The 21,221-nt window shown below is 31.5% G+C and carries 19 protein-coding genes and 1 other RNA gene; 7 read left to right on the top strand and 13 right to left on the bottom strand.

Annotated features, from left to right (window positions below; all coding sequences use genetic code 11):
* Positions 1-52: 52 nt before the first annotated feature.
* Positions 53-2,728 carry a TonB-dependent receptor gene (locus ACFSSB_RS07605; RefSeq protein WP_379902747.1) on the bottom strand — a complete coding sequence of 892 codons (2,676 nt, stop codon included), beginning with the start codon at positions 2,726-2,728 and terminating at the stop codon, positions 53-55.
* Positions 2,729-2,848: 120 nt separating this feature from the next.
* Here ACFSSB_RS07605 and ACFSSB_RS07600 point away from each other — a divergent pair, with 120 nt between their 5' ends.
* The gene (locus ACFSSB_RS07600; RefSeq protein WP_379902745.1) at positions 2,849-3,871 is read left to right on the top strand and encodes a LacI family DNA-binding transcriptional regulator; all 1,023 of its coding nucleotides are present in this window, start codon (positions 2,849-2,851) and stop codon (positions 3,869-3,871) included.
* A gap of 119 nt (positions 3,872-3,990) precedes the next feature.
* Here ACFSSB_RS07600 and ssrA read toward each other — a convergent pair.
* Positions 3,991-4,385: a transfer-messenger RNA gene (gene ssrA, locus ACFSSB_RS07595) on the bottom strand.
* A 331-nt stretch (positions 4,386-4,716) separates the two neighbouring features.
* Here ssrA and ACFSSB_RS07590 point away from each other — a divergent pair.
* The 5 genes from ACFSSB_RS07590 to ACFSSB_RS07570 all read left to right on the top strand — a co-directional run bounded on the left by ACFSSB_RS07590 (position 4,717) and on the right by ACFSSB_RS07570 (position 11,014).
* The gene (locus ACFSSB_RS07590; RefSeq protein ID WP_379902742.1) at positions 4,717-5,919 is read left to right on the top strand and encodes an NAD(P)-dependent oxidoreductase; all 1,203 of its coding nucleotides are present in this window, start codon (positions 4,717-4,719) and stop codon (positions 5,917-5,919) included.
* A gap of 18 nt (positions 5,920-5,937) precedes the next feature.
* Positions 5,938-6,720: an SDR family NAD(P)-dependent oxidoreductase gene (locus ACFSSB_RS07585; protein WP_379902739.1), complete on the top strand. Its 783-nt coding sequence runs from the start codon at positions 5,938-5,940 to the stop codon at positions 6,718-6,720.
* Between the two features lie 528 nt (positions 6,721-7,248).
* Positions 7,249-8,235, top strand: a complete 987-nt coding sequence (locus tag ACFSSB_RS07580) for a patatin-like phospholipase family protein (RefSeq protein ID WP_379902736.1) — start codon at positions 7,249-7,251, stop codon at positions 8,233-8,235.
* A 16-nt stretch (positions 8,236-8,251) separates the two neighbouring features.
* Complete coding sequence (locus ACFSSB_RS07575) at positions 8,252-9,586, top strand: hypothetical protein (RefSeq protein ID WP_379902733.1); 1,335 nt, start codon at positions 8,252-8,254, stop codon at positions 9,584-9,586.
* A 6-nt stretch (positions 9,587-9,592) separates the two neighbouring features.
* Positions 9,593-11,014, top strand: a complete 1,422-nt coding sequence (locus tag ACFSSB_RS07570; RefSeq protein ID WP_379902730.1) for a Dyp-type peroxidase — start codon at positions 9,593-9,595, stop codon at positions 11,012-11,014.
* 48 nt (positions 11,015-11,062) lie between these two features.
* Here the strand turns inward: ACFSSB_RS07570 and ACFSSB_RS07565 are convergent, their stop codons facing one another.
* From ACFSSB_RS07565 to ACFSSB_RS07515, 11 genes are all read right to left on the bottom strand, one after another.
* Positions 11,063-11,953 carry a YitT family protein gene (locus tag ACFSSB_RS07565; RefSeq protein ID WP_379902728.1) on the bottom strand — a complete coding sequence of 297 codons (891 nt, stop codon included), beginning with the start codon at positions 11,951-11,953 and terminating at the stop codon, positions 11,063-11,065.
* A 27-nt stretch (positions 11,954-11,980) separates the two neighbouring features.
* A complete protein-coding gene (locus ACFSSB_RS07560; protein WP_379902726.1) occupies positions 11,981-13,546 on the bottom strand; it encodes a hypothetical protein in 1,566 nt (521 codons plus the stop codon).
* Positions 13,547-13,586: 40 nt separating this feature from the next.
* Entirely contained in the window at positions 13,587-15,530 is a 1,944-nt protein-coding gene (locus ACFSSB_RS07555) for an adenylate/guanylate cyclase domain-containing protein (protein ID WP_379902723.1), read from the bottom strand.
* A 173-nt stretch (positions 15,531-15,703) separates the two neighbouring features.
* The gene (locus tag ACFSSB_RS07550; protein ID WP_379902720.1) at positions 15,704-16,114 is read right to left on the bottom strand and encodes a ribosomal maturation YjgA family protein; all 411 of its coding nucleotides are present in this window, start codon (positions 16,112-16,114) and stop codon (positions 15,704-15,706) included.
* Between the two features lie 185 nt (positions 16,115-16,299).
* The gene (gene creD, locus ACFSSB_RS07545) at positions 16,300-17,664 is read right to left on the bottom strand and encodes a cell envelope integrity protein CreD (RefSeq protein WP_379902717.1); all 1,365 of its coding nucleotides are present in this window, start codon (positions 17,662-17,664) and stop codon (positions 16,300-16,302) included.
* Positions 17,665-17,752: 88 nt separating this feature from the next.
* On the bottom strand, positions 17,753-18,046 hold the full coding sequence (locus ACFSSB_RS07540; protein ID WP_379902715.1) for a winged helix-turn-helix domain-containing protein: 294 nt from the start codon (positions 18,044-18,046) through the stop codon (positions 17,753-17,755).
* 25 nt (positions 18,047-18,071) lie between these two features.
* Positions 18,072-18,449: a hypothetical protein gene (locus tag ACFSSB_RS07535; protein WP_379902712.1), complete on the bottom strand. Its 378-nt coding sequence runs from the start codon at positions 18,447-18,449 to the stop codon at positions 18,072-18,074.
* A 17-nt stretch (positions 18,450-18,466) separates the two neighbouring features.
* Positions 18,467-18,721, bottom strand: coding sequence for a hypothetical protein (locus ACFSSB_RS07530; protein WP_379902709.1), 255 nt, complete (start codon positions 18,719-18,721; stop codon positions 18,467-18,469).
* Positions 18,722-18,838: 117 nt separating this feature from the next.
* On the bottom strand, positions 18,839-19,159 hold the full coding sequence (locus ACFSSB_RS07525) for a hypothetical protein (protein ID WP_379902706.1): 321 nt from the start codon (positions 19,157-19,159) through the stop codon (positions 18,839-18,841).
* A complete protein-coding gene (locus ACFSSB_RS07520; protein WP_379902703.1) occupies positions 19,156-19,764 on the bottom strand; it encodes a hypothetical protein in 609 nt (202 codons plus the stop codon). The genes ACFSSB_RS07525 and ACFSSB_RS07520 overlap by 4 nt, the downstream gene beginning before the upstream one ends.
* Before the next feature lie 69 nt (positions 19,765-19,833).
* Positions 19,834-20,826, bottom strand: coding sequence for a transglutaminase domain-containing protein (locus ACFSSB_RS07515; RefSeq protein ID WP_379902700.1), 993 nt, complete (start codon positions 20,824-20,826; stop codon positions 19,834-19,836).
* A gap of 26 nt (positions 20,827-20,852) precedes the next feature.
* On the opposite strand from ACFSSB_RS07515, the gene ACFSSB_RS07510 reads away from it, so the two are divergent.
* On the top strand, positions 20,853-21,221 hold the full coding sequence (locus tag ACFSSB_RS07510; RefSeq protein ID WP_379902698.1) for a DUF1801 domain-containing protein: 369 nt from the start codon (positions 20,853-20,855) through the stop codon (positions 21,219-21,221).

The following is a 21,221-nucleotide window of genomic DNA, read 5'->3' as shown; positions in this document are numbered from 1 at the left end:
ACTTTCTTTCACTGAAAGTGATGCCTTGCTAGACTAATTATATAATTTTGAATTAAAAGTTGAATGTTGCTGTCAAGAAAAATCTTCTTGGTAAAATTGGTCTTCCGTAGAAAAACTCAGCATCTCCAGCTTGATTTACATTTCTAGGGTCACCTTCTGTTACGCCCTCATCATCAAATAAATTAAATATAGAGAACCCTATTCTTACAGTATCATCATTATCTACATTTTCACCCATTTTAAACGTATATCCAGCCCCTAGACGTGCTATAGTAATTGCATCTAATTCTACGGTATTGTTATCTGCAGCAAATTTGCTACCGGTATGGTTAAAAGAAAATAAGGCGTCAAATTGATTGTTATCAAAATATACTCCAAGGCTACCTAAAAAGTTAGGTTGTCTTGATAGTTCGTTTCCCTCATTTTCTGTAGTTGTGGTGTTATCTGTTAAGTTAGTAATTTCGTTTTTAGTAATTTCATGATCTTGGTAAGTTGCTGTCCCTCTAAGGTTTAAGTTTTTGGCAAAAGCATAATCAAAATTAGCTTCTAAACCTACGGTTCTTGTGCTTTGTTCTGATCTTGTTAAATCTACTAAGGTACCGCTAACAAAACCTTGGTCTATTTTAATTCTATCGGTTAATCCTACATAGTAAGCAGCCAAAGAACCTTTGATTTTTTCTGTTCCTACTTTAGTACCTACTTCAAACTGAATAATCTTTTCAGAGTCGTATTTGCTTCCTGTTACACCGGTTGCAATAGGGGCAAAACCTCTAATTTGTGGAAAGAAAAAACCTTTAGAAAAGTTAGCATATAAATTCACTGTTTCATTTAAGTTATACAAACCGGCTAATGAAAGGGCCCAATCTGTTGCACTTACATTTGCTCTTGTAAAGCTTCCATCAGCATAATTTACATTGGCTAATTCTGCTGTCAAAGAAGGATCATTATACACTTGGCTTTCTACAATATTTCCTTTACTAAAAGTACCTTCTGTATTTTCAACTCTAAAACCAACATCAAAACGCCATTTATCGAAAACCATTTCATCTGTTAAATAAAATGCTGTTTTGTTCTGAGATAAATAATTATTAGATGTCATTCCTATTCTGTTGTATAAACCACCTTGAGAAAAAATTACATCACTTCCGTCTGCAGCTGTATAGCTAAGGTTTACTAATTTAGGGTTGTTGTTAAATTCAGATAATACTCTATATTGGTAGTTTACATCTTCCGCTTCGGTTCTTGCTAAATATGTACCAGCTGTAATATTATGTGTTCCAGAAGATGTTTCTAATTTTTTAGTTAGCGATGCCTCTCCAGAATAATCGGTCATTGGTCTTAGTCTGTCAATGTGTAAATTGTCTATTACTAAGTCGTTTCCGTTAATTTCACTAGCTGAACCTTGATATTGTGCTTGAAAGCCTAAGTTTCCAGGAGCAATATTAGCTACATATTCATCTAAAGTAATAGGGTTGCTATTGTCACCATTACCACCAACATATAAGGCAAAATTGTGTTTGTAATTGGCGTATTTTATTTTAGACTTAAATTTTAAATCATCAGATAAGTTATAGTTAAAATCTGCCATAATATAACCACCACTAGTATAAACACCATCTTCTATCGGACTTTCATAAACACCACCCGGAGTTAAAAAGGAAGTGTTTGCTAATTCACCAGATAATAATTGAGATACAGCTTCACCATCATTTCCCTCGATTCTTTTTCGGTCTCCATCTAAAGGTAATGGCATAAAGAATTGTGCTCTATCATTTATAAACTGACCATGTACCGTAAAAGAACCATTTTCAAATTTCTTTTTTATGTTCGCTCTAAATTGCACTCCTTTTGAAGGCATTCCCGTTTCAATTGGTCCATCGTCTTTTCTTACAAAACCGGTAAGGGCATAGTAAGTGTTAGAGTCCTCACCACCTAGTTTACCACCAGTATAAAAATCTGTTTTTATACGCCCTTGGTCTGCCCATTCTACATTAATAATATTTTCTGCATTTGAATCTCCTGTTTTACTGGTATAATTAATAATACCCGCTACAGATCCCGCACCATATAAAACGGCAGCACCACCACGAACAAATTCTACACCTTTAAAACCAATATCTGGTCTAGCATAAACATCATGAGCAGAGGAGTTTAATCCGAAGGTACTCATTAATGGCATTCCATCATATTGTAAAGGGTTAAATACATATTGACCACCAGACGGTAAACCTCTAACAAATATATTTGAAGCCGTTTCACCACCACCACCTTCTGCAGTAATACCAGGAATACTTCTAATTATATCTGCTTGACTATTGGCCGAGAGTTTCGTTATTTCCTTTTGTTTTATTGAACTAATAGACATTGGTGTCTCTTTTTGAGATCGAAACGTTGAAGAGGCAGTAAGTACTACTTCGTCTAATGCGTTACTGCCTTCTTTTAATGATTTGTTTAATTTTATTGGAGTTCCATCTAGGTTTACCATTTCACTATAGGTTTCATACCCTACATAAGATATTTGTATTACTTGCGTACCTGTAAGGTTCGTTGTGAATAGAAAATTTCCATCAAAATCTGAAGTTGTTCCAGAGTCACTTTCTGGTATAAAAATATTAGCTCCAGGAATAGGTATTCCAGATTGATCTGTAATGGTTCCTGAAATTTTTGTTTGTGAGAACATTAAAGTAACGCTAAATATAAGCAATACTGTAAAGGATAATTGTTTCATTGTTTTGCGAATTAGTTAATTTAATGCTAATATAAATTAGAAATAAACAAATTTGCATCTAAAAAAGTACGATATTTGTATGCAAACGATTGCGGGAACGTTTGCATACAAATATTATTTATGAAAAAAGAAGTTACTACATTAAAACAACTAGCAAAGGCATTAAATGTATCCATTTCAACGGTTTCTAGAGCTTTGAATGACCATCCAGATATTAGTTTGGAAACAAAGGATAAGGTTCAGAAATTAGCTGCAAAATTAAATTATGTTCCAAATATTTTTGCTAAAGGGTTTAGACAACATAAAACAAACATTATAGGAGTTATTGTGCCAAATATTACCCATTATTTTACAACAACCATCGTGCGAGGAGCACTTGAAGAAGCAGAAAGTAAGGGGTATAGGGTGATAATTTCTGAGTCTAATAATAATGTAGAAAAACAAAAGGAAATGTTTAATACCATGCTACAATTTGGTGTAGATGGTATTTTAGCCTCCCTTACTAAAAGAACAAGAAATGTAGATTATATTTTAGCCACGCTTAATAATTTACCGATCGTTTTATTTGATAAAGTGTCTAATAAAATTCCGTGTACTCAAATTACTATTAATGATGAAGAGGCTTCGTATAACCTTATAGACCATTTAATAAATATTGGTAAGACTAGAATTGCGATTATTAAAGAGGGGGAATATTCTTATAATTCTGAAAAAAGGTTTTCAGGATATTTAAAAGCATTGAAAGAACATAATATGGATGTAGATCCTAAAATGATAATCACTGTAGAAGACATCTCTCTGCAAGAAGGTAAACGAATGGCAAATGTTTTATTGAGTGCTAAAGAAAAGCCCGATGCTATTTTTGCTATTACAGATGGTGCGGCAATTGGAGTAATCAAAACATTAAAAAAATTTAATATTAAAATACCTGAAGAAATAGCCGTAGTTGGTTTTAGTAATTCTTCTTACTCTACCATTATTGACCCCAAATTAACAACAGTAGATCAGCCTGGAGAAAAAATAGGAAGAACAGCTATGAAATATTTAATTGATGAAATAGATAATCCTGAAGAAAATATAACTTCGAAATTTGTAGAAATTAAAAGCAATATAGTTATTAGAGATTCTTCTTTTAAAGCCTAAAGGAAATACCTGCTAAAACTAAAAAAGATACATAATTTTTAAACTGTAAACAACAAAGCTCAATCAAGTATAACTTGTTGAGCTTTTTTTCTTTAATTTAAATAGTAAGCTAGGCTTAATTGTGGAGTCGGAGAGAATCGAACTCTCGTCCAAACAAGTAATCAAAGGGCTTTCTACACGTTTATTCTTTTCTTGGGTTTTCGATTGTAAGCTGGTTAAAGACAACCTATTTACAACTTATCTTCTTTATCTCGAAAGTGCATCAAAGCGCTACACAATCATAGTCAATATTTACGATGCCTCATACAGAACGCCATTAACCAAGGCTTTCAAGAGACATTTAGCTCTCCTACCTAGTAGGACGAGGCTTAATCTTACTATAATTCAGATTAGGCAGCTAAAGCGTAGTTATTCTCGCCGTTTAAAAAGTTTGAAATAAGTATTTACGAGTATAATTTCATTACTCGACGTGCTTACCATTTCATTAATCTCGCTGTCAAAACCAGTCGACCCCATTTATAAAATGATAATTTGGGCGTTACCCATTTTTGCTTTTAAGGGCAAAAATGCGTCAGGCTTTCGGCAGTCGCTTTTTTTTGAGAAAAACAAAAAAGAGCTTCAACAATGCCTCAATCCTTAACGCGAGCAAACCTAAACAAAAAGCATCGGTTTACAAATGCAAAGTTATTAAAAAGTTTGTATAACCTTGCAATTCCTATTACTTTAGTGCAAAAATTATTCCAACCATACGTTCCTGACAAATATTCGTGAACACGTGGAGAAAATAAATGCAATAGTTAACAATAAGGTTCCCACTTTTGTGAGAATGAATAAATAAATTTTCAATGAAATTCGCAATCATCAAAGAACGAAAAAATCCACCAGACAGACGTGTTGTTTTTTCACCAGAAAAACTAGCCGAAGCTCGTGCACAATACCCACAAGCAGAATTTGTTGTAGAATCAAGTGATATTCGAGTATTTCCAGATGAAGCATACAAAGCATTAGGATTTGAGGTAACAGATGATGTGTCTGATGCAGATGTAATGATTGGAGTAAAAGAAGTACCTATTGAAAATTTAGTTGCTAATAAAAAGTATTTTTACTTTTCGCATACCATAAAAAAGCAACCATACAATCGTAAGTTACTTTTAGCCATGCTAGAAAAAAACATCGAAATGTATGACCACGAAACCATTGTAAAACAAAGTGGAGCAAGACTTATAGGTTTTGGTCGTTATGCAGGATTAGTAGGTGCCTACAATGGCTTTAGAGCACTAGGCTTACGCGATGGTTTATTTAACTTACCAAAAGTTGAAACCCTTCCAGATTTAGAAGCAGTAAAAGCCGAGTTAGATAAAATTACCATACCAAATATTAAAATATTACTTACAGGAACAGGAAAAGTAGCTCTTGGTGCTAAAGAAATACTAGACCATTTAAAAATAAAAGAAATCAGTGATGCACTGTATTTAACTTCAGAATTTACAGAGCCAGTATACGTTATGGCAGATGTTATGGAGTATGCAAAACGCAAGGATGGTAAAGTAGGAGATAAGTGGGCTTTTTATAAAGACCCTTCTGGTTATGAAAGTAATTTTATGGCATATGCCAAAGAAACAGATTTCTTTATTGCAGGACATTTTTATGGTAATAATGCACCTTATTTATTTACACGTGAAGATGCAAAATCGCCAGATTTCCGTATTAATTTAGTAGCAGATATATCTTGTGATGTAGATGGTCCTGTGGCTTCTACGTTAAGAGCATCTACCATAGCAGATCCTTTTTATGGTTATGATGCTAAAACAGAAACCGAAGTAGCTTTTAATGCACCAAATTCAATAACCGTTATGGCTGTAGATAATTTACCTTGCGAACTACCAAAAGATGCCAGTGAAGGTTTTGGAGAAATGTTTTTAGAACACGTAATTCCAGCATTTTTTAATAATGATAAACGCGGTAGATTAAAACGAGCAAGAATAACCCAAAACAAAAAACTTACCGAAAGATATTCCTACCTACAGGATTATGTAGACGGAAATTAATTTACATTACATCATCACATGACCAAAACCGCATTAATAACAGGAGCAGCATCAGGATTAGGCTATGAATTAACCCTTTTGTTAGCCAAAGATGCTTATAAATTAATTTTAGTAGATATTAACGCAGATAGTCTAGCTAAAGTTAAAACCGAATTAGAACGTGATTTTAAAGTAGAAGTCATTACGCTAGCTAAAGATTTAAGTCTTCCTAATATTGCCCAAGAAATTATGGATGATATTCATAACACTCCAATTGATGTACTTGTAAATAATGCAGGTTTTGGTTTGTTTGGAAATTTTTATGAAACCAATTGGCAACGCGAATCTGCCATGTTGCATGTGCATGTAATGACCACAACCCATTTAACTAAACTAGTTTTAAAAGGTATGGTTGCTCGTAATTCTGGTAAAATATTAAATATGTCTTCATTGGCAGCATTTCAACCAGGACCATTAATGTCTATTTATTATGCCTCAAAAGGGTATATGCTTTCTTTTTCTGAAGCCATTGCATGTGAGTTAAAAGATAAAGGAGTTACGGTTACTGCTTTATGTCCTGGACCAACAAAAACAGCTTTTCAAGAAACGGTTTCAGAAAATGCTAAAGAAAATAAAATTACCTTTAATATGGCTTCTGCAAAAGAAGTAGCAGCTTATGGTTATAAGTCTATGTTAAAAGGAAAACCAGTTGCAATTCCAGGTGTTTTTAATAAGTTTCTTGCAAGCTTACCAAGAATCTTACCAAGAAAAGTAGCCGCTTCTATTGTTAGAAAAATTCAAGAAAAAAATAGAGAAGACTAATTTTACTACATATTACACTGGGTTTCATGGTGTGTTTTGTTGCTAAATATTTGTAAAGGTCTTGTGTATGGTTAGTTGCTTGTTTCAGCAAGTAATTCATTATACATGTTGTTGCACACTGGTTTTTTATGTGTTGTCTTTACTCGTTTTTTCCAAGGACTACATCTGTACCTACTAACTTGTAGTAATTTGACGGTTTGTTTACTTTAAGAGGTAAAAATGTATTATTGGTAAATTACATTTGTCCACCAGTGGTCTTTTCCAGTTTTTCCACCATGTTATAAGTTCTTCTTTATCTTTATGGTATGGCACATTTTAGAGGTTCCATCTGGCCAATACCACACTATGTCATTGGCTAAATAGCCTTTTCATTCGACTGTATTTAATAGATTAATAGCTAGTTAAATATGTTAAAAATAATCTTTGTCTTGGTGTTTTTAGTTTGTAAATGGCTGTTTATTAGTTGTTTGTGTGCTTGTTTTGCGATTTGTATGGTAAAAAATCGTAAATTTAGTTGAAACTATATATATGAAAATCAAGAACTTAGCATTAAAAGGAGGAGGAGTTAAAGGTATTGCGTATGTAGGTGCATTAAAAGAATTAGACAAAGCAGGTATTTATAAAGGTATTCAACGTGTTTCCGGAACTTCGGCAGGAGCCATTGTTGCTTTAATGATTGCATTGCAATTATCTCCAGCTACCATTGAAACCTTAATGCGTGAGTTAGATTTTAAGTCTTTTAAAAGCGGTTGGAATCCTTTGCGTATTTTTACTAAATACGGTTTATATACAGGTGATGCTATTCTTCAATTTATTTATAAATGCTATGAGGCTTCTTCTTTAAACCTTACTCAAAAAGCAACTTTTAGTGATTTTGAAAAAGCAGGAAGCAAAGAAATTATTGTTTTTGCTTCCGATTTAAACACTAAAAATATTTGCGAATTTTCTAATTATAAAACCCCAGACTGTATTGTTGCAGAAGCTATAAGAGCTTCTATGTCTATTCCGTTTTTCTTTAAAGGTTGGCAGTTTTCTAATAATATTCCTAATAACCATATTTATGTAGATGGAGGTGTTATTTTTAATTATCCCTTATCTTTTTTCGATAAACCTCGCTTTCATGAAAACCCTGTAGAATATCATCAAGAGTCTTTAGGTTTGTTTTTAGAACCTAAAAAAATCTATGACAGTTTTGACAATCAAAATGAAGAAAAACTAGCCACAGAAAAAAAACATGGTTTTAAAAAAATGGTATACATGGCAGAATTTAAATATGGTATGTGGATATTTTTATATATAAAACATCTGTTTGATACCTTGATGAATGCACAAGATATTGATTTGTTTGAAGAAAGCCACCTAGTAGATAGAACTATTTTTATTGATGATCTTGGTATTTCTGCAACAGATTTTAATCTTTCAGATCAAGATAAAACCAATCTTGTAAATTCTGGAAGCAAAGGAACTTTACGGTATTTTGAATATCTAAAAAACAAAGAAGTAATTAATAACTAACCAATGTTCCTTTAAAATGAGTCAGCAAAATCCATTAACTCTAGTAACTCCTATAAAACCAGATAGGCTTGCAGAATTGTATAAAGTGCTCTCTAATATGAAGTATAGGCTCGAGAAAGGTGAACATGAATTGTTTGAAAAAAATAATAACATACACTACTTAAGATGGTTGGTTATAGATGATGAAAATTCTGTTTTTTTTAATGGAACAAAAAGAAATCCTAAGCTAGTCTTTTCTTCTAATTTTGATGGTGAGGTTTTAGCGCATATTGCAGATTTAAGTAGTGATATGGAACATCAATTACTAGATGAAATTTATTCTTGTTGTATTGATTATCCAGAACCAGGCAATTGTAACGCTAAAACTAGAGCTGCTTTTTTAAAGAAATCTATGATTAAAGTTTCTGCTTTTTATAAAGGAAGTCCAGGCAGAAGTTTAAAGCAAATTAGAGAAGAGCAAGATTTACGAATGTATTTAAGGAAAAAATTAGATACAGAGAATTGGAGTGGCTTAACAGCACAACAAATTCACCAAAAGCTAAAAAAAGATGTACGCGAAAATGCCGCTTTTTCTTTTCTTAATAAAAAATATAGCATGCCAAAAATCAACTGGTTTAAGTTTGCTTTACTAGTCATTGTATTACTTGCCTTGTTGCCAATAATTATTATTTGGATTTTAATTGTAGAGTTTGCTTATGAAAGAAAAGATGTGCATTACACCAAAACTAGAAGTGATTTAGATGCAGATAAAATTAAAATTTTAGAGGAGTATGAAGACTTAACAAGTGGTGAAGATTTAAGCAAAGAAGATCAAGCTATAGATGGCGTTTTAGTAAAAGATAAAGTTATTAATTATCAAAATCAGTTTTCGCAATTGGTAGAAATGAAAGAAGGTAAAGTTCGATTAATAACTTTTAAAGCAATGATGCTTTTTGCTAAAACCTTAATACCAATAAAGTTTGTAAAAGGTGAACTTATGGGAATTCCTACCATACATTTTGCTCGTTGGGTGTTATTTGATGATAATAAAAGAGTGCTTTTTTTTAGCAATTTTGATGGTAGCTGGCAGCAATATTTAGGAGATTTTATAGATCAAAGTGGTTGGGGACTTACAGGTATTTTTTCTAATACCAAAGTGTTTCCTAAAACACGTTTTTTGCTAACAGGTGGTGCTTATGATGAAGAACACTTTTTAGCATGGAGTAGAGATTCTGAACTGCCAACTCAAATTTGGTATTCTGCCTACCCAAGTTTATCTATAAAAAACATAAATAATAACACACAAATAAGAGTGCTGTTCTCTAAAAACCTCAATGCTAAAAAAGCAAAAAAACTATTCGAATTAATTTAAAGACAAATGCAAACAATAGAATTAAAAGACGTTCAAGGGTATATTTTTAGAGCCTATGGTAATATGAAATATTCTAGATTTACTTTACTAAAAATAAGTAATCCTGAGGCTGCTAAAAAGTGGATTAATAGTATTTGTAATCAAATTACTAATGCTACTATAGTTGCAAAAGACCAATTGCCAGAAACCTGTCTTAATATTGCTTTTGCACCAAACGGGCTTTCAGAGTTAGGGCTTTCTCAAGAAAATATAAACACCTTTTCGCCTCCTTTTAAAGAAGGAATGACCACAATACACAGAACAAGTTTATTAGGTGATATTGATAGTAGCTCACCAGAAAATTGGCTTTGGGGAGGATTAAAAAATGCGCCTGTACAACTTGTGCTTTTGGTTTTTGGAAAAGATAAAGCGACTTGTTTAACGTATTATAATTCGCTTAAAGCGGAATTTGAGTCTCATGGATTAGAAGAACAGAGAAATTTAGACGGACTTACTTTAAAAGATAATAAAGAGCATTTTGGTTTTAGAGATGGTATTGCGCAACCCATAATAAAAGGAAGCGGAAGAATAGGTCCTGAGCATAATACTGTGCATCCTGGTGAGTTTGTTCTAGGCTATAAAAATAATTATAAGGTATATCCAGATTCACCAACTATAGATAAACCACAAGGGAATATGAATTTATTGCCACCAAGTCCTTTAAAAACAGGGAAAAAAGATTTAGGTAAAAACGGAAGCTACTTTATAATTAGGCAAATGCAGCAAGATGTAGAAGGTTTTTGGAATTTTATGAATGATAGAACACGCAATGAAGATGGATCTATAAACGAAGCAGAAAGTGCTAAACTAGCATCTAAAATGGTAGGCAGGTGGCCAAGTGGCGCACCTCTTTCTAAATTTCCAGATAAAGATCCTGGTGGTACTAGTGATGAAAATGATTTTTTATATGCTAAAGATGATCCTAAAGGTTTAAAATGTCCTTTTGGTTCACATTTGCGAAGAATGAATCCTAGAGATAGTTTTGAAACCGATACTCCAAAAAAATCTTTATTATTAAGTAATCGTCATCGTTTAATACGTAGAGCAAGATTATATGGAGACCCAATTATTGGTACACCAACCAATAACAAACCTAAAGGAGATGTTGGTTTGTACTTTAATTGCTTTAGTGCAGATATTAGCAGGCAATTTGAGTTTTTACAATATACTTGGTCTAATTACCCAAAAATAAAACAGTTGTATAGTGATCCAGATCCTATCATTGGTGTGGTTGAAAACCCAAAGGAAGGAGAGGAACAACAATTTACGCTTCAAGGGGATCCTATTAATAAAACAGAAAAAAACTTACAAAGATTTATAACCATAAAAGGTGGTGCTTATTTTTTCTTTCCTTCCATTACAACCATACGCTATATTTGTAGTTTGTAAGCTTGAAGACTTGGGTTTTGTAAGGTGCTCTTTTTTGTATTCTATTGCTTAGTGGTGTTTCTTTTTGCTTGTAATTCCGCCACCAACTTCTTTTATATTTAAAATAAACATAAACGCTTTTGGGTCTATGCGTTTAATCGCTTTTTTTATTTTATGTACTTCTATTCTTGTTACTACAGTAACTACAATATCACAATCATGCTTTATGCCATAAGAACCTGGTAAATTACCACGCTCTCCTTTATATATGGTAATTGCTTTATTAAAGTCGTTTACAATGAGCTTTTTAATTACTTCAGGATTAGGAGAAATTATGGTTAAAGAAATTAGTTTTTCAAATCCATCTACAACATAATCTGAAACTTTTACAGCAGTAAAAAAAGTAAGTATAGAGTACATGGCTTTTTCAATTCCTAAATAAAGGGCAATCACTAAAAAAACAACGGTATTAATGGCTATTATAATTTCTGAAGTGCTTAAACCAAATTTTTTATGAGTAAAATCTGCAAGTACCTCAAGACCATCAATTACACCACCACCACGAATTACAAATCCTATACCAAGACCAACAAAAACACCTCCAAAAGCTGCAGTTAAAAAATGGTCATGTGTTACTGCAGGAACAGGTAGAAAACTAAGAAATATACCAAGAAAGAATAGAGATAGTAACGAGTGAATTGCAAAATTCTTTCCTATTTTTTTATAGCTTAATATAACAAAAGGAATGTTTAAAAGAATTAAAGGTATGCCAACATTAATATGATAAAACTCATGGATTAAGATAGAAATCCCTAACAAACCACCATCTAGAAAATGATTAGGAATCATAAAACCTTTAATAGCAATAACGGCAAAAATCACCCCAAATATTTTCCAAAGTAGAGATTTTAAAGAAAAGATGCTGGTAAGGTTAATAGTGTCTGAATTAGAATTGCTCATAGATAATGTGTTTAATTAATATTAATTTTAATCGCCATTTTCAATATATTCTTTAGCATGTTTTAAACTTAATTGCATAAATTTTTTGAATACTACAGTAAGTATGATGCTGAGTATTATTCTTGCAAAAATGTTTTTATAGGTAAAAGAATACTCCCAAGTGATTCTAGTTTTATCGTCTATGGTATCAAACCAAAGTTGGCCATAGGCTACTTTAGAAAAGTGTTTTATAGAATTATTAAATTCTGTGATTTTATAGGCGTAATTAGCGTAAGGGTTATAGCTTATAAGTTCTTCTATAGTTGACTGTTTGTGGTCAAAAAAAACTTTTCGTTTTGCACCAATTTGATTGTATGGACCTTTTATAACTTCAGTATTAATAACCGCAGGAATGGTAGCATGTTTCTTTAACCAATTAGGTAATTCATTATTGCTAGAAATAAAGTTAAAAGCAATAGGTTTAGAACAATTAACAAGCACATGCGCAGCCCTTTTTAATATTTTTTTCTTTGGTATTTCTTGCGGAATTGTATGCGCTTTATGTTTGTAGGTATCCTTGAAAAAAGAAGGGTCTTCTTTGGGTTCAGCTTCTAAAATATCGTTTTTATTATGTCTATAAGCAGACATATATTCATATACGCGTTTTCGTGCACGATTGAAACTACCTAAAGGTCTGTGTTCTGGCAGTGCATGCCAACTATTAAAAGAAAGGTCTTCGCCAAATTTTATTTGCTGGTTGGTGTCAAATTGTTGCGGTACAATTTCAAGAGTTGCTAGTTTTACAAATTCTGAAGTCCATGGTACTGTAGGATTTTCAATAGGCATACTAGTAACGTCTGTTTGAAACTGCACATAGAAATCAAACTTGGCGGCATGATTGTTTAGGGTTTGTGCCATATTGATTTTTAAATAATCAGGCTCTTTTATATTTTCATTGATATACTTGTTATTTGCAGAGGGTTTTAAAAAATATTTAACTGCTTTATTTTTTTGACCGAAACGATATGGTTGCGTGCTCCAATACGGAATACTTAAAGGATTGTTGCATTTTACAAACGTTTTCATAAGTCTTTTTAGAATGCTCCAATGTTTAGGATTTAAAAAGTATACTGCTAGTTTTAGTTTGCTTTTAGAAATAGATGCTTTTAGTGTACCTCTAAATTCTTTAATGTTTTTTGAAAAAAACGTTTCGCTGCTCATTAATAAAAAATCATGAGTTGTTTCGTGTCTTTTATCATTAAGTATTTTTTCACCAGGAACACCCATTAGTTTAATAGCTATACCACGAATATCTTTTTTCTTATCGGCTTTAGGTTGGGTTTGCGAATTAGAAAAACGTACCCAACTAGCATAGGTTTTAGGTTCTTTAAAAACACCAACTTTATACTTGGCATCTAAGTTAGGTTCAATTATAAATTTAGCCTTAACACAGCCATGCATTTTGGTATGTATTTGACGTAGCATTTTTTTATCAGCATACAACTTATCCATTTGTGCTTGCATTTCTTGTATCATCTCATTAATGATAGCATCTTCATCTGCAGCAATATATTCTTGTCCTAGTTTTAAATGGTTGGTTGGTAGTTTTGTCATAATACATGTCTTGATAGTTGTTTCTCTTTCTACATTGCGTTTAATTTGGATAATTAATTTGTTCTAAAAGTGTATTGAATCTTGGGTCGCTACGTAAAGGATTAAACTCAGGACCATATTTTAAGGCAATTATCCAGCTGTCTTTATAGGTAATTGCTTTGTTGAGGTATAAAAAGGCATTGTCAAAATCATCTAAATACGCGTAAATAAGTCCTATGCCAAGAGGAGAAATATTTACTTGTTCTTGGTTAGATTGTAAATTATTTAAAATAGAGATGGCTTCTTCGTGGTCTCCATTTTGCGCTAAGGCAATACTTAAGGTTATTTGCGACCATCCTAAACCGTGTGCTAAATCCACAGCTTTTCTAGCTTCGGTTACAGCTCTCTTGCTATCGTTTTCTAGTAAGCTGTTATAGGCTAACAGACGTTGCGCATCTGAGTGGTTAGGAATAGTTAAAAGCAGATTTTCTAGTACTTTTCTAGCTTTGTGTGCTTGTCTTCCCCAAGTATAGAAACAACCTAATAAAAATTGATAGAAAAACGAAAGAGGGTTGGTTTCCATGATGGTTAAAGTAGCGTTTACAGCAGCTTCAAAATCTCCTTTTGCAAAGGCATGATACCAAGGGTCTATAGCAACACCAGTAAAATAAAAAGGTACACTAGCTTGTGAGGCTTTTATGTATTGGTCTTTTGCTTTTTGGAAATTCCAATGGTACCAAAAATTTATCTGACCAATTAAAAAATGGGCTGCAGCAATTTCATTATTAATAGACAGTGCTTTGTCTGCATAATATTGCGCTTTACTAAATCCATCTCTTGGAGAGTGAATAAGATACATAGTAAATAGAAAATGAATATTTGCCAAAGCAGCATAAGCTTCTGCATAATTGGGCTCTAACTCTATGGCTCTTGTGTAACAGGTAAGTGCTTTGTCAAAACCTTGAATAAATTTTTCTTCGTAATACCTACCCTTTAAAAGCATTTCATAGGCTTCCATATTTACAGGGTTTACTTTATTCGCGTTTTCTAATAAGGTAACTTTAAGTTTTTTTGAAATTTTATTAGCAATATCATCTTGTATTTCAAATATGTCTGTTAGTTCTCTGTCATAGCGTTCTGCCCAAATTTGGCTGTTTTCTTGTACGTTTATTAAGTGCGCATTTATTCGGAGTCTGTTTCCGCTTCTTCTTACGCTACCTTCTAGAATATGGTTAACGTTTAGTATTTTACTTATTTCTTTTTGTGATAATTCGCTGTTTTTAAATCGAAAAGAAGAACTTCTTCCTGTAATTTTTAAGTCTTTTATATTAGAAAGTACAATTAAAATATCTTCTGCTATTCCTTCGCAAAAGTACTCTTGATCTGGATCATTTGTCATATTGTTAAAAGGCATTACAGCAATGCTTTTTTTTAATATGTCGTTGGTATTTGAGAATACATTATCGGTTTGTATGTTAAGGCTACTTTCAAATTCATCGGTTACTATTACTTGATAAATTTTTATTTCTTCTTTGACATTTTTTAACTGAAAGGCACCAATAAACTTAGTTTCAATACCTTTTTTGTTATAGAGATTACTTTGCACTGCATGTGTAATATGTGTACCACCAGAAGGAGCTGTAGGTTCTACTCTAGAAGCAATATTAACGCCATCTCCAAAAATGTCACCATTTTCATAAATGATTTCGCTTAGGTGCAAACCTATTCTTATGTTTAAATGCGGATTGTTTTTTGTGGCAATATGTATTTCTGAGGAAGCAGAAACAGCATCTGTAGCAGTAGAAAAAATAGCGAGTATACCATCACCTAATTCTTTAATCCATTCGCCATCATATTTTTTAATTATAGAACGATGAATTAATCTGTTTTCATCTAATGTTTTAAGCGCTATGCCTTCATCTTTACTCATTAATGAAGTATAGCCAACAATATCAGTAAACATGATACAAGCTAGTTGTCTCTTTTTTATTAGGGTATTGCTCATAGAAATTATAGATTAAATTAAATATTTGTTATTTAATTTATTCTAACATAATAATCAGCCTATAATAGATAGAGGTATAATTTGCTATTAGTCAATACTATGTAAAGATACGTAAAAACTAGTTATAATAAATATTTAATACCAAGACGCATGGTGTTTATAATAAGAAGGGGTTAAAAAGATGTTGTAAAATTGTTGTTACCTGCAGTTTTAAAGCTGAAATATATTTCAATAATAAGAATAGAAAGAACTCCAAGTGTATAAGCTATTAAGTCGGAAATGCTAAAGGTGCTTCCTAAAATTAGTTTGGCTACAGTGCTATTTTGAAGATTTAAAAGTGCTAGTAAGTTTGTTAGTTGTAAAAACTCTATGCCAAATGCTATAACTAATACTATTGCTGCAATATACATAGGTTTTGTTTTTATGAAACTTTTAAATATGCAATAGAGTAAGATGACTACTAAATAATCTCCGAAGGTATGACGAATAAATCCTTGGGTTAAAAAGCTTGCAATTAAGGCTTCTATTAAAAAGAGTATTATGGAAGCGATAAGGTATTTTTTGTTATATGCTAGTTTCATCATTTATAATAGTGCTGTTTTAGGAGGTTTTTTGGGGTTTACGATTTATGTTTATGGTTGTATTTTTAAAGGTAGTTACTGTTTGCGTTAGCGATTGAGCAATTGTTGGAGCTCCTTGCAAAGAGCGACTTGTGAAAGCGCGACCCTCTGAAGCTTTTTCGCGAAAGAGGGTAACGCCATATTATTATTTATCCGTTAGTCCAATCTATTTTTCTGGATACAAACATGACTGTTGCTAATATGACAAACAGACCAATACTACCAACTAGTAGTGCATAGTTTTCTAGTTGAATAATTACGTAAATAAAGGTGTATAAAGCGGTTAGTGATACACCAATAAATAGTGGGAATTTTAGTGTTTTTAATATGGATTTGGAGTAGAGTGTGATGAGTGTTATTACCGAAATTCCTGCAATGAGATAGGCTTTTAAAAAGTTACTGTGTTCTGAAATAGAAACGAGTAAGGTGTAAAACATGGTGAGTGCAATACCAATCATTAAATATTGAAATGGATGAATGTTTATTTTGCTCATGGTTTGTATGAGGAAGAATATTAGGAAGGTTAAACCTATTACAAGAAAACCGTATTTTGCCGAGCGTTGTGATTTTTGATACTCATCTACCATGACCATAAATTTGGTTCCGAAGGCAAAGGTATTTAGGTTTGGTATTTTGTTGAGGTGTTGTTGTGAAAACGCTCTATTGATGTGTAGAATTTTCCAATCTGCTGTAAAGCCATCTTTAGTAATTTTTTTGGTTTCATCACTTGGTAAATAGTTACCAATAAAACTAGGATCTGCCCAATTAGAGGTCATGTGCATGGTTGTGGTTTTACCAATAGGAATGATTTCTATTTGCTTGCTACCATTAAAAGCCATGTGAATACTGAAGGTGGTGTTTTCTGTTTTGTTAATATCTTCTGGGTTTAAGAAACCAGATTCTAAAACGTCTAGATGGTTGTTTGTGGTGGTAGTATTAAAATTAGTTTGAAAGGTGTAGGTGTTTTTGTTTAGTTTTAAAAAGATTTCATTTTTAATGCCTTTAAGGTTTGAGGTTTTAATAATGACACTTGCTTTGTTAAAAAGAATGTCTTCTTTTTTTATTCCTTTTGCAGAAAGGTCTGTAGGAATATAATTTCCTGAAAAGTCCATATTGGTTGTGAAAACTGCAGATTCAAAGTTTCCTCTGTTTAGTGTTTTAGATTTCACGGTTGTTTGTGTGTCTAGTTTTTCGGGAAAAATATAGGCGTAATTAATATGCGTTTGGGTTTCTTTAAAGTAGGTTTTTGTTTTTTCGTTATATGTTTTTGTTTCGCTATAGGTTTTATAAGGAAGCTTTAAAATAGGACCATAAACTAAAACTTGATTTCCCCATTTTTGATTGATTTCATTTACAACGCCTTGTTGTCTAAAGGAACGTTCTGTGATTAAACCTTCAATAAAAGATAAGGGAATGAGTAATACAATGCTTAAAAAGCCAATCATGAGCATTCTTGCAGTAATAGATGTTCTTATCCAATTACCAAATTTGTTTGTGTTTTGTTTTTCTGTCATAATATTATTTTTAAAGTACTTTGAATTTCAAAGTAGAAGATTAAAAAAAAGGAAAATCCTCTTTATTGTTCCCTCAAAAGGAGGGAAGTTATTGTTTATTAATTAATTTTTCTAGTGCTTCAATATGTTTTTTAAATTCTAATTTACCAAGCTTTGTTGCTGCATATCGTGTGTTTGGTTTTCTGCCAATAAATTGTTTTTCAACGCTTATGTAATCTACTTTTTCAAGCGCTTTGGTATGACTTGCTAAATTACCATCTGTAACATCTAGCAGTTCTTTTAGTGTTTTAAAATCTGCATACTCATTTACCATTAAAACAGACATGATGCCTAATCTAATTCTGTGGTCAAAAGCTTTATTTATGTTTGTAATTATGCTCATATTATTTCCTGCGAAGGCGGGAATTTTAATAGATTAAAGATGGTTTGCTATAGGTTACTAATATGGTGTCTTTTTCAATGGAGAATGTAATCCATTTATTTAAAGAAGAACCATTGGTATAGTATCCTTCTTTTTTTATTCTTTTCTTTTTGTTGGCATCCACATATTCTAAGATATAGTTTCCGTCTTGTTTGTTTTTTTTCATTGACAAAAATTTAGAAACGGTTTTATTGGCTTCGATATTAGGGATTTGTAATGTTTCTAATTTTTCTGAGGTATAACATTGTATATCAGTAATAGGATGCTTTGAATTATTTTTTATTGTAACCTCAATACCATTATTATCTTGTAGTAGTGAACAAGATTGTATTACAAGTATAAATAAAATAAATAGTTTTTTCATCCGTTTTTTAGTGTTGGCTAATTTCCAGCAAATGGAGATCCAAAAAGACCTATTGCAAGTTCTGCCCAAATTAGTAAAAGCGATATTATAAGTATTAATACTAAAACGGTTCGGTTTTGTTTTTTAGCAACTTTTTTTAGTATTAACTCTAGTATTAAACCACCAATAAGTAACAAGGTTCCTGCAACAATAAAATCGAGTACACTCCAATGTACTTGTGTAGTAAATTGCATAGCAATTAAAGGCACTAAAAGTATAAGTGCAATACACATTATGATTATTAATAATCTTTTATTTTGCGAGAACATGTTTTTTATTTTTAGTTACATTTTTTAAGGTTTACATAAAATGGGTTTTTATTAAAACAACAGTAAATTAATAATGCGTATTTACTGGTAGTTAATTTCATTAGTATCAATGGTATTTATCTTTTTTAAAAGTATTGCAACAGCAAAACAAATAAAACCAATTACTATAGCTACAGGTATTAAAATAATCACTGCTTGTTTTGTTGTTTTTCTTTTAGCCATTTGGTTTAAATATAGCTCTGCTTGTATTGACTTTTCATTAGTATCAATAGAACCATTTTTATTTATATCAAATTTTTCAAAAGTTTGACTAAATTTTTGGTTAGAATAATAGGTATACGTTACTCCAAGTACGTAAACTATTACTGTTGCAATGAATCCTATTTTTATTGCTTTGCTCATTTTTTATCGTATTTAAAATACATGATGGTTCCGTAAATAATGTGTAAAACACCAAAGCCAAGTACCCAAAGGATAAAACCATAACCAGGTAATAAAGCACCAATTAAGCCTAAAATAATTTCGATAAAACCTAAGTATCTAATATCTCCAATACTGTATTTGGAAGCATTTACTAAGGCAAGACCATAAAATATTAGCATTAACGCTCCTGCTTGTCCGTATTTTTGTTGTGCTAAAATAATCAATATATAAAGCCCTCCTGTAACCAGCGGAATTAAAAAATTAAGAATTAAACGTTTGGAAGTACCATCCCAAACCTTTTCGTTATTCTTTTTTGCTTTTCTGGTGGTTAAGAATATTGCAGTTGCAATACTAAACAAAGCAACTAGAGCTAAAATCAATAAGCAGGTTTTAAATACCCAACCATTTAAAAGTAAGGTGCCATAGCTATGGTTACTGACTAACCAATAAGCAATAGTTGCACCAATAAGTGCGTAGATTCCTGCTAGTATTCCTGATAAACCACTTAATGAAATAAAACGGGAAGATTTATTCATTAAATTTTTAATCTCATTGATGTCTTTTAAATAATCTTTGGCTTCCATATAAAAGTACTTTGAAATACAAAGTAAGTGTAATTAATGGAATATACCAAAATATTTTTTTATTAAGATTTAAGGATTCTTGTTTTGCGTTTCTATTTTAAAACCAATAGAAGCGTCTCCATTGTTGAATATGGTGAGGTTTTTAGAGTTTTTGTTTTTAACTTTTAGAGTTGCAAAGTATTTGTTGTCTTTGTTTTTTCTAATGTTTAATTTTTTTGCTTTAAAATCAGTGTCCAATACATAGTGTAAAATTGGTTCTTTTGGTATTTCATCAAAGAGCAAAGTGATTTTTTTTGTGTTTTTGGTAATAAAAATTATTCCGCTATGTTGCTTGGCTATTTTTAGGTTAGAATTAAAGTAAGCAGAATAGAATATAGGAGAAGCAAAGAAATCTTTTAATTTAATAGGTTTTGCTATTAATTGCCATTCTTGTTTCTCAGGAAAATGATGGTTTATAAATTCTTTAGGAGAAGTAAAGAAATAGAAATCATTAAAGCTTTTAATAAATTTTTTTGTTTGTATGTCTTGATAGCCTGCAGCCCAGGTAACATCTATAAGTTTCCATTTGTTGTTTATTTTTACAGTATTCCAAGCGTGGTCTTTAACTACTCTATTTATACCAATATCATTAATGTTAGATTTTGTTAGACCATAAATTATTTTAGATTCTATATTTAGATTGTTGCATAACACTTTAAATAAAATCGAGTATCCATAACAGTTTGCCTCTTTTGAATTTAAAACATGTTTTATTGTTTCTGTTTCTTTTTTCTTTAGATCTCTATTTTTTTGATAGTTTGACGAGTAAACTTTATAAATATTATTGTTGTAGATACTGTTATAATCATCGTTGTATTTTATATTTAATGCAATCCATGTAAAAGCAGCTCTAGCTTTTTCAATGTCTGTATTAAAATCATTAGTAATTCTAACGGTTAAACTTTTTGCATTGTTGTAAGCTGGATAGCTTGCTACTTTTTTGTCTATTGAGTTATACTCATATATATTAGGAGGATTTCCTAAAGTGATTAAGAAAAGAAATGTAGATATTAGTAGTTTCATTGTTACAATTTACATAAAATAAGAATATGAATCCAGCAGCGCAATATATAATTAATCAGCCAGAACCATATCGTTCTATTTTAATGCATTTACAAGCAGTTATAGAGCATACATTACCTGAAGCAGTGCTACAATATAAATGGCGAATACCTTGTTATTATATAAATAAAAAACCCATTTGTTATTTAAACGCAAGCCAAAAAAAAGAATTTGTAGATGTTGGTTTTTGGCATTCGGCTTATTTATCTAAAAAATACGACGCTTATTTGGTAAGTGAAAACCGCAAATTAGTAAAGTCTCTACGCTATAAAGCTTTAGAAGATGTTAAGGATGCTGTTTTTATAGCAATTCTTCAAGAAGTGTATATGCATAAAGAGAAAAGTTTTTATAAATAA

Origin of the sequence: Lacinutrix gracilariae, from assembly GCF_042684485.1 — a bacterium.
Classification (GTDB): domain Bacteria; phylum Bacteroidota; class Bacteroidia; order Flavobacteriales; family Flavobacteriaceae; genus Oceanihabitans; species Oceanihabitans gracilariae.
The sequence above is the reverse complement of the archived record's forward strand: the minus strand, read 5'-3'. Positions and strand labels throughout refer to the sequence as shown.

Coding starts and splice junctions, on each gene's coding strand:
- ACFSSB_RS07565 (WP_379902728.1), bottom strand. CDS start 11,953: ATGAGCAATTCTAATTCAGACACTATTAACCTTACCAGCATCTTTTCT.
- ACFSSB_RS07560 (WP_379902726.1), bottom strand. CDS start 13,546: ATGACAAAACTACCAACCAACCATTTAAAACTAGGACAAGAATATATT.
- ACFSSB_RS07535 (WP_379902712.1), bottom strand. CDS start 18,449: ATGAAAAAACTATTTATTTTATTTATACTTGTAATACAATCTTGTTCA.
- ACFSSB_RS07550 (WP_379902720.1), bottom strand. CDS start 16,114: ATGATGAAACTAGCATATAACAAAAAATACCTTATCGCTTCCATAATA.
- ACFSSB_RS07555 (WP_379902723.1), bottom strand. CDS start 15,530: ATGAGCAATACCCTAATAAAAAAGAGACAACTAGCTTGTATCATGTTT.
- ACFSSB_RS07510 (WP_379902698.1), top strand. CDS start 20,853: ATGAATCCAGCAGCGCAATATATAATTAATCAGCCAGAACCATATCGT.
- ACFSSB_RS07515 (WP_379902700.1), bottom strand. CDS start 20,826: ATGAAACTACTAATATCTACATTTCTTTTCTTAATCACTTTAGGAAAT.
- ACFSSB_RS07580 (WP_379902736.1), top strand. CDS start 7,249: ATGAAAATCAAGAACTTAGCATTAAAAGGAGGAGGAGTTAAAGGTATT.
- creD (WP_379902717.1), bottom strand. CDS start 17,664: ATGACAGAAAAACAAAACACAAACAAATTTGGTAATTGGATAAGAACA.
- ACFSSB_RS07540 (WP_379902715.1), bottom strand. CDS start 18,046: ATGAGCATAATTACAAACATAAATAAAGCTTTTGACCACAGAATTAGA.
- ACFSSB_RS07570 (WP_379902730.1), top strand. CDS start 9,593: ATGCAAACAATAGAATTAAAAGACGTTCAAGGGTATATTTTTAGAGCC.
- ACFSSB_RS07525 (WP_379902706.1), bottom strand. CDS start 19,159: ATGAGCAAAGCAATAAAAATAGGATTCATTGCAACAGTAATAGTTTAC.
- ACFSSB_RS07590 (WP_379902742.1), top strand. CDS start 4,717: ATGAAATTCGCAATCATCAAAGAACGAAAAAATCCACCAGACAGACGT.
- ACFSSB_RS07575 (WP_379902733.1), top strand. CDS start 8,252: ATGAGTCAGCAAAATCCATTAACTCTAGTAACTCCTATAAAACCAGAT.
- ACFSSB_RS07605 (WP_379902747.1), bottom strand. CDS start 2,728: ATGAAACAATTATCCTTTACAGTATTGCTTATATTTAGCGTTACTTTA.
- ACFSSB_RS07600 (WP_379902745.1), top strand. CDS start 2,849: ATGAAAAAAGAAGTTACTACATTAAAACAACTAGCAAAGGCATTAAAT.
- ACFSSB_RS07585 (WP_379902739.1), top strand. CDS start 5,938: ATGACCAAAACCGCATTAATAACAGGAGCAGCATCAGGATTAGGCTAT.
- ACFSSB_RS07520 (WP_379902703.1), bottom strand. CDS start 19,764: ATGGAAGCCAAAGATTATTTAAAAGACATCAATGAGATTAAAAATTTA.
- ACFSSB_RS07530 (WP_379902709.1), bottom strand. CDS start 18,721: ATGTGTATTGCACTTATACTTTTAGTGCCTTTAATTGCTATGCAATTT.